Here is an 8,343-nt window from a genome sequence, read left to right on the forward strand (position 1 = left end):
TTACACTTCATGGGAAGCTTCAATTAAGTAGGGTGCATTTTGTGGTGGCGATACTTTCTTTTTCTTACTAAAGGTGAGTTTGTTATTTCCGTAATCGATTACGATTGTGTCGCCAAGAACGAAAGTATTCTCTAGTAACTTGGTAGCAATGGGATTTTCTACTTCTCGTTGAATTGCTCGTTTGATTGGGCGCGCACCATAAACTGGATCGTAACCCACTTCTACAAGATATTCACAAGCTGCCGGGGTGATTTCCAAAGAAATTTTTTGCTCAGCAAGTAGATTTTCTACTCGTTTGAGTTGAATCCTGATAATTTGTCCTAATTCACTCCGCGTTAGGGTATGGAAGATAATGATATCATCAACACGGTTCAGAAATTCAGGACGGAAGTGCGATCGCAAAGCATCTGTTACCCGACCCCGCATTTTTTCATACTTAGAGTCATCGCCAGCAACATCAAGAATGTGTTCACTACCAATGTTACTTGTCATTACTATCACAGTATTTCGGAAATCCACTGTTCTTCCTTGGGAATCCGTAATTCTACCATCGTCGAGTACTTGTAACAAAATGTTAAACACATCAGGGTGCGCTTTTTCCACTTCATCTAGCAGCACCACTGCATAAGGACGACGACGGATAGCTTCGGAAAGTTGACCACCTTCTTCGTAACCCACATATCCCGGAGGTGCACCTACCAAACGAGATACCGAGTGTTTTTCCATATACTCAGACATATCCAAACGCACAAGGGCGTCATCAGCATCAAAAAGAAACTGCGCCAAAGCACGGGCAAGCTCAGTTTTACCCACCCCAGTAGGACCCATGAATAAAAACGAACCAATTGGACGGCTAGGATCTTTCATCCCCGCACGAGCGCGACGAATTGCTGCTGCTACAGATGATACAGCTTCTTCTTGCCCAATAACTCGTGCGTGTAGGTGATTTTCTAGTTGCAGTAATTTTTGTCGCTCAGATTCCAGTAGCCGATTTAGGGGAATTCCTGTCCATTTTGCGACAATTTCAGCAATATCCTCTTCTGTCACTTGTTCTCGCAGCAGTGTGGAACCTTTGCTTTGAATTTCTAAAAGTTGGACTTCTTTAGCTTCGCGCTCATGGAGTAAACCTTCCAATTTGCCGAACTTCAACTGAGCAGCTTTATTAAGATCATAAGCTCTTTCTGCTTGCTCTATTTGCACCCGCAACTTTTCTTCTTCTTGCTTTAAAGTACTAATTGCTTCTAGTAACTGCTTTTCTCCTTGCCATTGTCCATTCAATTCTTGCTGTTTTTCAGTTAAATTACTGATTTCTCGCTGAATTCTCTCTAAACGCTCTTTAGTTTGAGGCGTAGTTTTCTCTTCTCCAGCCAATGAAAGCTTTTCCATTTCCAGCTGCATCAAACGGCGATCGATAATTTCTAATTCTGTGGGTTTGGAAGTGATCTCCATTTTTAACTGTGCGGCTGCTTCGTCTACCAAGTCAATTGCTTTATCTGGTAAAAAGCGATCAGAAATATAACGCGCTGATAATGTTGCTGCTGCGACTAAAGCCGAGTCGGAAATTTTGACGTTGTGGTGAACTTCGTAACGTTCTTTCAACCCCCGCAAGATAGAGATTGTATTTTCCACACTTGGCTGATCCACTAATACTTGTTGAAAGCGCCTTTCCAAAGCAGCATCTTTTTCAATGTATTTGCGGTACTCATCCAACGTTGTTGCTCCAATACAGCGCAGTTCACCTCTTGCTAGCATTGGTTTAAGTATATTTCCTGCATCCATTGCGCCTTGTTGGGTGGAACCAGCACCAACAACGGTATGCAGTTCGTCAATGAACAGGACAACTTGACCGTTTGATTCTGTAACTTCCCGAAGTACCGATTTCAGGCGTTCTTCAAATTCTCCTCTTAATTTTGCCCCAGCAATCAAACTACCCATATCTAGGGCAATTAACTGCCGGTTTTTCAAAGATTCGGGAACGTCACCGTTTATAATACGTTGTGCTAGGGCTTCTGCGATCGCGGTCTTACCTACCCCAGGCTCACCTATCAAGACTGGATTGTTTTTACTGCGACGAGACAACACCTGTATAACCCTACGGATTTCATCGTCTCGTCCAATAACGGGGTCTAGCTTACCAGCTTTTGCCTGTTCTGTCAAGTCTCTACCGAACTTTTCTAAAGCCTCATAGCGTGATTCGGGGTTTTGGTCGGTTACCTTTTGGCTACCGCGAATCGCCTTAATAGCAGCTTCTAGCTTAGTGGATTCAAAATTGAGGCTTTTGAAAATTCGCCGCCCAATACGTTCATCTTCAGCAAAGGCTAAGAGTATGTGTTCAATAGAAATGTATGAATCTTTCATCTTGACTCTATATTCCTCCGCGCTATCTAGCATTGCGTCTAAAGCACGACCGAGATAGAGTTGATCTGTTTTTCCTACTTTGGGTTGACGTTGGGCAAATCCTTCAAGCTGCTGTTGCAATCGCACGGGATCAATATCTGAACGAGCAATGATCCTTGCTGCTAGCCCGCTGTCTTCTTGTAACAGAGCAATGATTAAATGTTCAACATCTAGTTGTTGTTGTTGATACGCACGAACTATATCTTGCGATTTGACTATCGCTTCCCAAGCTTTATCAGTAAATTTATTCGGATCTGTCGGCTGCATTTTTACAATAACTGTTTTAATTATTACGGGACTGGGGACTGGGGACTGAATCAGTTATCAGTTACCAGTTACCAGTTATCAATCGTCCCATACACTCTGATAACTGATAACTGTTTACTGTTCACTGATTAATCTCCTACTTTAGAATGAAAAAACTGTTCTGAATGTGCCTTCCCAGGTTGTGCCATTGGAGGAATCGTTGTTAGCGTTGGTTACCCATGAAAATGTAGGAGTAATACTGATATTATCGTTTAGTTTCAAATTGTAAAATGTTTCAAAGTTAGTTTGAGTTGTATTACCCAAACCATTCGTCACAAAAGGCTGACCAATGGCAATACCTGCAAGAGTACCAGGAACGAAAAGATCCCGAAACCCTAAACCTACCACCCAACTGAAGGGCTGTAAATCTATACGGCGATTGATAGCAGTGTTGAATCCTTGATAATTACCAAATCCCAAGCGACTAAAAATTCCTGTACTCCGGTTGAAGCTATATTCAGCATTAACTCCAAAGGCGTTAATATCGGTGTTGTTGATTAGGGCATTTGTATATTGTAACCGTAATCCTAGACGACGACTGGGTGCATATTCTAGTTCTACACTGGTTTGATGTCTATCGCCAAATAAACCACCTGTGTTTCTAGCAGAGTTGAATTGATTTGCATCCGCCGCAATGTAGAGCGATCGCAAAGTGAATTTTCCCCCACCAGGATTCCATGCGATCGCCGCACCTGCTCCTCCACCACGATCAATTTGATTTTGGACAATCAAAGGATTATGCAGGAAAAAGCTAGAGCTAAAATCAATTGCTTCGTTGTTAGCGTACCTGTTACGGTCTATAAAATCCCGTGGTAGCATTTTTGCTCCAACAGTGACTCCGAGATTTTTTGTTGGATGAAACGAGTAGTACAAACGTCTTAGGGTAACATTAGAGCCATATTCCCCGTAATCGAGTCCGCCGCCATTGGCTATTAAACCAGTGGTTCCCAAAAGCTTTAGGTTTTTGTTTTGCGCTCGACCAATAGCATCAAGACCATTATTACCAGATTCTAGCTGAGTAACGAGTATGTTCTGTGCATGGAAGCTTGTTGAAAGAGTTAATCGCGATCGCGCGACCATAGTACTATTGGCGTTACTACCATTGGTAAAACCAATAATTGTTTGACTCTGTAGCTTCGTGGTTAGAGAAAATTGCTCAGCAGTCAGTTTAGCTGAGCGAATTGCAATTGAGTCTACATTGTGCTGCAATTGATCCAAAGCTGAACGGTATTCTTTTTGTAACCGCCTCAGAGTCATCATATCTTCTTGAACGTACGGATTACCAACAGCACTGCCAATGATGCTATTAACTTTCTCTAAAACGGCTGCTAACCCGGCAGCAAATTCATAACGGGAAAGGGAACGGTTACCAGCAAAGATTCCATTTGGGTAGCCCAGTGTGACACCATAACGGATAGTAAGCGATCGCAATGCTTGATAAGCCCAGTCTGTTGGTTTGACATCAGACAACTCGGAAACGGAATTTTGCTCAGTCAACTCCTCAGATTTTACTTGTTCTTGTTCATTGATAAATCTGGGGGATTCAACAAGCAATTTTTTTTGTTGTTCTATATTAAGATTCTCTGGCTGATGAGAGCCCAGTACAACATCGTAAAGAAATAATGGTGCTGAGGGAGAATTATACTGTTTTTCAGATGGATGATCTACAACCACTGCTGGATCAGCCAGCTGTTCACCCCCAGCGACGTAGGCCACTGAATCAGAAAGCGCTATAGTTTTCCTAAGTTCTTTACTAGACTTCGCACTTTGAAATCTGTAATCTCTATAAACAGAGAACTCTGCCTTTGTGAAACTAGAATTTTTTTCTGGTCGGGATACTTCTAGTTTAGGAAGTTCTACCTTTGTAGTCACCCCAGATTCTTTGTCAGTAATGGATGAATACTGATCAGGGAGAGAGATTTGCAAAGAATTCGCTGCTTCTAAAGGGGAGCACATTTGAATAAAAATTCCGCAACTGACTGAACTACCCGCAAAAAATTTTTGCCAGCGAATTCTTTGCCGCAGACATGGTCGTACACTCAATTCAATCACAGCTGCACTATATTAGTCATAATTACTGATTTAAAAGTTGCTTTTCTGTTTCTTTCTTAACCGCAGATCCTTGAGTACCTAGTTGAATCAATTCTACCTTATACCCATCTGGGTCTTCCACAAAAGCAATCACTGTAGAACCATGTTTCATAGGTCCTGGTTCTCGGACTACTTTTCCACCGTGATTTTTAATTTCCTGACAAGTAGCATAAATATCATCAACTCCTATGGCAATGTGACCGTAAGCATTGCCTAACTCATATTTTTCCACACCCCAGTTATAGGTAAGTTCTATGACTGTATTATCGCTTTCATCACCGTAGCCAACAAAAGCCAGGGTAAACTCCCCTCCTGGATAGTCTTTTCGGCGCAGTAACTTCATTCCTAAGACTTCACAGTAAAACGTTAGGGATTCTTCAAGATTACCAACTCGTAACATTGTGTGTAGTAAGCGCATACTAACCCCTTGTTTTTGATATTTACCTATGTCAATATTTTAGCTGTTGATGGGAATAGGGCATGGGGCATTGGGAATAGGGCATGGGGCATTGGGAATAGGGCATGGGGCATTGGGAATAGGGCATGGGGCATTGGGAATAGGGCATGGGGCATTGGGGAATAGGAAAAAAGGTAAATCCTGCGCAGTATTAAGGGACTTCTCAGCCAAAGATTCAGCGCTCTAAATACTAAGCTTTTCCACATTTAAGTTTCATTTTGCTCTATTAGTCGGAAAAGCTTCAAACCCGATGCCCCATGCCCCATGCCCCATTCCCTATCCTGCCGTATTAAGTGCCGTCTTAAGTTTCCACTTAACGTTTGTTCCTTTTTTGAGAACGACTTCGCCACCAGGACTAGATAACACAAAAGCAGTTGCAGCTGCACCGCCAGCTAAAGCACCTTGTTTGAAGTTGGCTTTATTACCAAGAAAGTGACCTGCCACTGCTCCACCTAGAATAATGCCAGCATTCTGAATAAACTTGCCTTTCGTTTTTGTTTCTACTTGAGTGTTGACTAAAGATGCATCAAGAGGATAGGCTTGACCATCTTTGAGCATTATGTCGTCAACCACTAAATGCAAACTAGCTTTCTTGCCTTTCGCAGCCTTGACAACATCTTCAAGATGTCCTTGAATTTGAGCATCTTTCAAGGTTGGATTACCACCAACTAAAGAGTTTTTCACTCGCAGAGTAAAGCGATCGTTGTTGCGATTTTTGGCAGTAGATAAATCTTCTTGGAGAATGGTGTCAAAAGTAGTTCCTGCTGGAACACTAGCTTGCTGACCTTTAGAATTACTAGTGATTGCGCTAGTATTAGTTGTCTTTGTTGTGTTGGGATTGCTTGTGTTGGTTGTGCTGGTACTACTTGTCTTATCAGCCGGTTTACTACAAGCAACTGTGTTACCAAGTAGGGCTGCGCTCAGTAATAATGGTATTAACTTTTTCATGATTAGTTTTTGGTATCAATCAACGCTACATATATAGCCACTGTTGCATTCTATGGTGCAACTCGTGTAAGCTATGAGATTAAAAGATTAAGAGAATACTGTCAAGTAAGTAGGTGGCAGGATTAAATGGTAATTGGTTCGTAGTTGCACTTTAGTGCACTAAAGTGCAACTACAAGCCTTTGAGTCCTTTTACAAAAATTTACATAGTTGGTATTATTTTCACCAACTTACTCGTATAAAACAATGTTGCTCAAAATTAATCCGTTAATTCCAGTCCTCCTCGATACCCTGTAATTAAACGGCTGCCATCTTGAAAAATATGAACTTCTATTTGGTCGCTTGCCCAGGTAATCTGGTCTTTGAAAGCAGGATTGAAGACATGAACTCTTTGATTGCTCGAAGAAACAGGAGAATTGGGAGAGTTAACAGCTAGTGACTCAACGTAGGGACCATCAATCAATATGTCTAGCTGTGCAAGCAAATCTTTTGAACCGGCCGGAGCATATTCGGCTTGCAACTGCTCCAGAGTGAAACCAGTAAACGACATAACATTAAGTCCAGCTGCTTTTACCTTGCTTGCAAGGGAAGCCAGTGCGGGAGCTTGCCAAAACGGTTCCCCTCCAGAAAATGTTACTCCCTGATTACGAGGATTGCTGAGAATTTTTTCTGCAAGGCTGTCAATTGTTCTCAGTTGATTCATCTCAAAAGACCAAGATTCAGGATTAAAGCAACCTGGACACTCCCTTAAACATCCCTGTACCCAGACAACAGCACGAGATCCAGGACCATTCACTTCTGATTCATCGACATAGCCCATGATGTTAAGATATCCGGCAGGAATTTCCACAAGTGATATGTATGGGTTAGTTTTCTGTTGAGTCATCGTTTTTCTATTCCAAGCTTGGGGGAATGTGAGGAACTTGCGAGTAGTTCTACACCGACCGCTTGCGACAGTCTTTATAACTGATTATCGATCTGACTCTGCCTTGATCTGTGGTTTTGTAGACAAAAATTTGCTTTTGTTCTGTAGCAGGATTTCTCGCCACGTTTTGTCTGATTAGTTGGAAACTTAATTGTATTATTTTTTTTGTTAAATAAAAAGATATCTAGCGCTGACTGCGTTCAGTCGGATTAGTTGGAAACAACAGCGATCGCCATATCAGGTAAAGCGAATCAACTACAAGATAAAAGCAACTCAATAACATACTAGTCTATTAATGTCAACCGTCTTAAGACCACGTGTCAATGTTTGTGTTAAGCTAGTGCTTTCAGTTTTAAACTCTCTACAATCAGACAACGTGTCATGTCGTACAACAGGTACTTTTGTTTGGATGTGTTGTCTGTTGTTTCTACGCGTGACATAGGTGAAATCCGACTTTAGCGAGGTTAATTATCCAGTTGGTTAATGCTCTGTTGACTTTAGTTGGATCTATTTGTGGGGAATTTTCCTTGTGGTACATTGTGTCCTCTCCTAAAATCCCGGCTTGAGTTTTCGTCAAATCTGCATATTCGGAGTGTAGTAGGTTGTTTTTCACTACATCGACATGCTCGGGAAAATATATCTCTAGCAAAGCTAAAGCAACATCTAAACCATCGTTATCGAAAGCATGACGGGATTCTAAAACCGCGACATCATTGTATATGTGTTGCCAATTTTGCTGTGGTTTATTCTTATTTTTATCGCGATCTCGATAACCCAATAACAAACCCACTTCTAAAAACCACCAAGGACACACCCATTCTAAATGATTCCCATTATTAAATAAGATACGAAACGCGACCCTGTCTCTTCCGTTATTTTTTGCTGATATTTCTGCTTCCCGACAATGTTGTAATATATCTTGTTGTGGAATTCCCGGAAATGCCCACACAAACCCAACGCTGACAGTAATTTTCTTATCACGCCAAATCTTAGACTTAAAATCGCTAAACCAATCGACACAATACTTTGGTTTTAATCTCTCTCTTAAGTCTTCTTTATCGTAAAAGACACCTAAAAAATTATCACCTGCAGCGTAAATAACTCGACCCATTTTCAGTGGTCTAGCTTTGAACCATTTACCCCACTCCCGCATTTCTTTACTAAAAGTATGGGTTTTTTCTGGGTATTTTTTCAGATAGTCACCAGCTTTATCACCATCTC

At 41.5% G+C, this 8,343-nt stretch carries 6 protein-coding genes; all 6 read right to left on the bottom strand.

Features of this window, described 5'->3' with window-relative positions; all coding sequences use genetic code 11:
• On the bottom strand, positions 1 to 2,664 hold the full coding sequence (gene clpB, locus G4P69_RS15315; protein ID WP_208338757.1) for an ATP-dependent chaperone ClpB: 2,664 nt from the start codon (positions 2,662 to 2,664) through the stop codon (positions 1 to 3).
• Positions 2,665 to 2,805: 141 nt separating this feature from the next.
• Positions 2,806 to 4,659 (bottom strand): iron uptake porin, encoded by a 1,854-nt coding sequence (locus G4P69_RS15320; RefSeq protein WP_208338758.1) that lies wholly within the window; start codon positions 4,657 to 4,659, stop codon positions 2,806 to 2,808.
• A gap of 118 nt (positions 4,660 to 4,777) precedes the next feature.
• Complete coding sequence (gene gloA / locus G4P69_RS15325) at positions 4,778 to 5,212, bottom strand: lactoylglutathione lyase (RefSeq protein ID WP_208338760.1); 435 nt, start codon at positions 5,210 to 5,212, stop codon at positions 4,778 to 4,780.
• 315 nt (positions 5,213 to 5,527) lie between these two features.
• Positions 5,528 to 6,199 carry a hypothetical protein gene (locus tag G4P69_RS15330; protein WP_208338762.1) on the bottom strand — a complete coding sequence of 224 codons (672 nt, stop codon included), beginning with the start codon at positions 6,197 to 6,199 and terminating at the stop codon, positions 5,528 to 5,530.
• A gap of 257 nt (positions 6,200 to 6,456) precedes the next feature.
• Positions 6,457 to 7,083 carry a 4Fe-4S single cluster domain-containing protein gene (locus G4P69_RS15335; RefSeq protein WP_208338764.1) on the bottom strand — a complete coding sequence of 209 codons (627 nt, stop codon included), beginning with the start codon at positions 7,081 to 7,083 and terminating at the stop codon, positions 6,457 to 6,459.
• Between the two features lie 466 nt (positions 7,084 to 7,549).
• On the bottom strand, positions 7,550 to 8,343 hold a 794-nt coding region (locus G4P69_RS15340), incomplete at its 5' end, for a Cas10/Cmr2 second palm domain-containing protein (RefSeq protein WP_422614410.1).

The organism is Aetokthonos hydrillicola CCALA 1050, from assembly GCF_017591665.1.
GTDB classification, from domain to species: Bacteria; Cyanobacteriota; Cyanobacteriia; order Cyanobacteriales; family Nostocaceae; genus Aetokthonos; species Aetokthonos hydrillicola.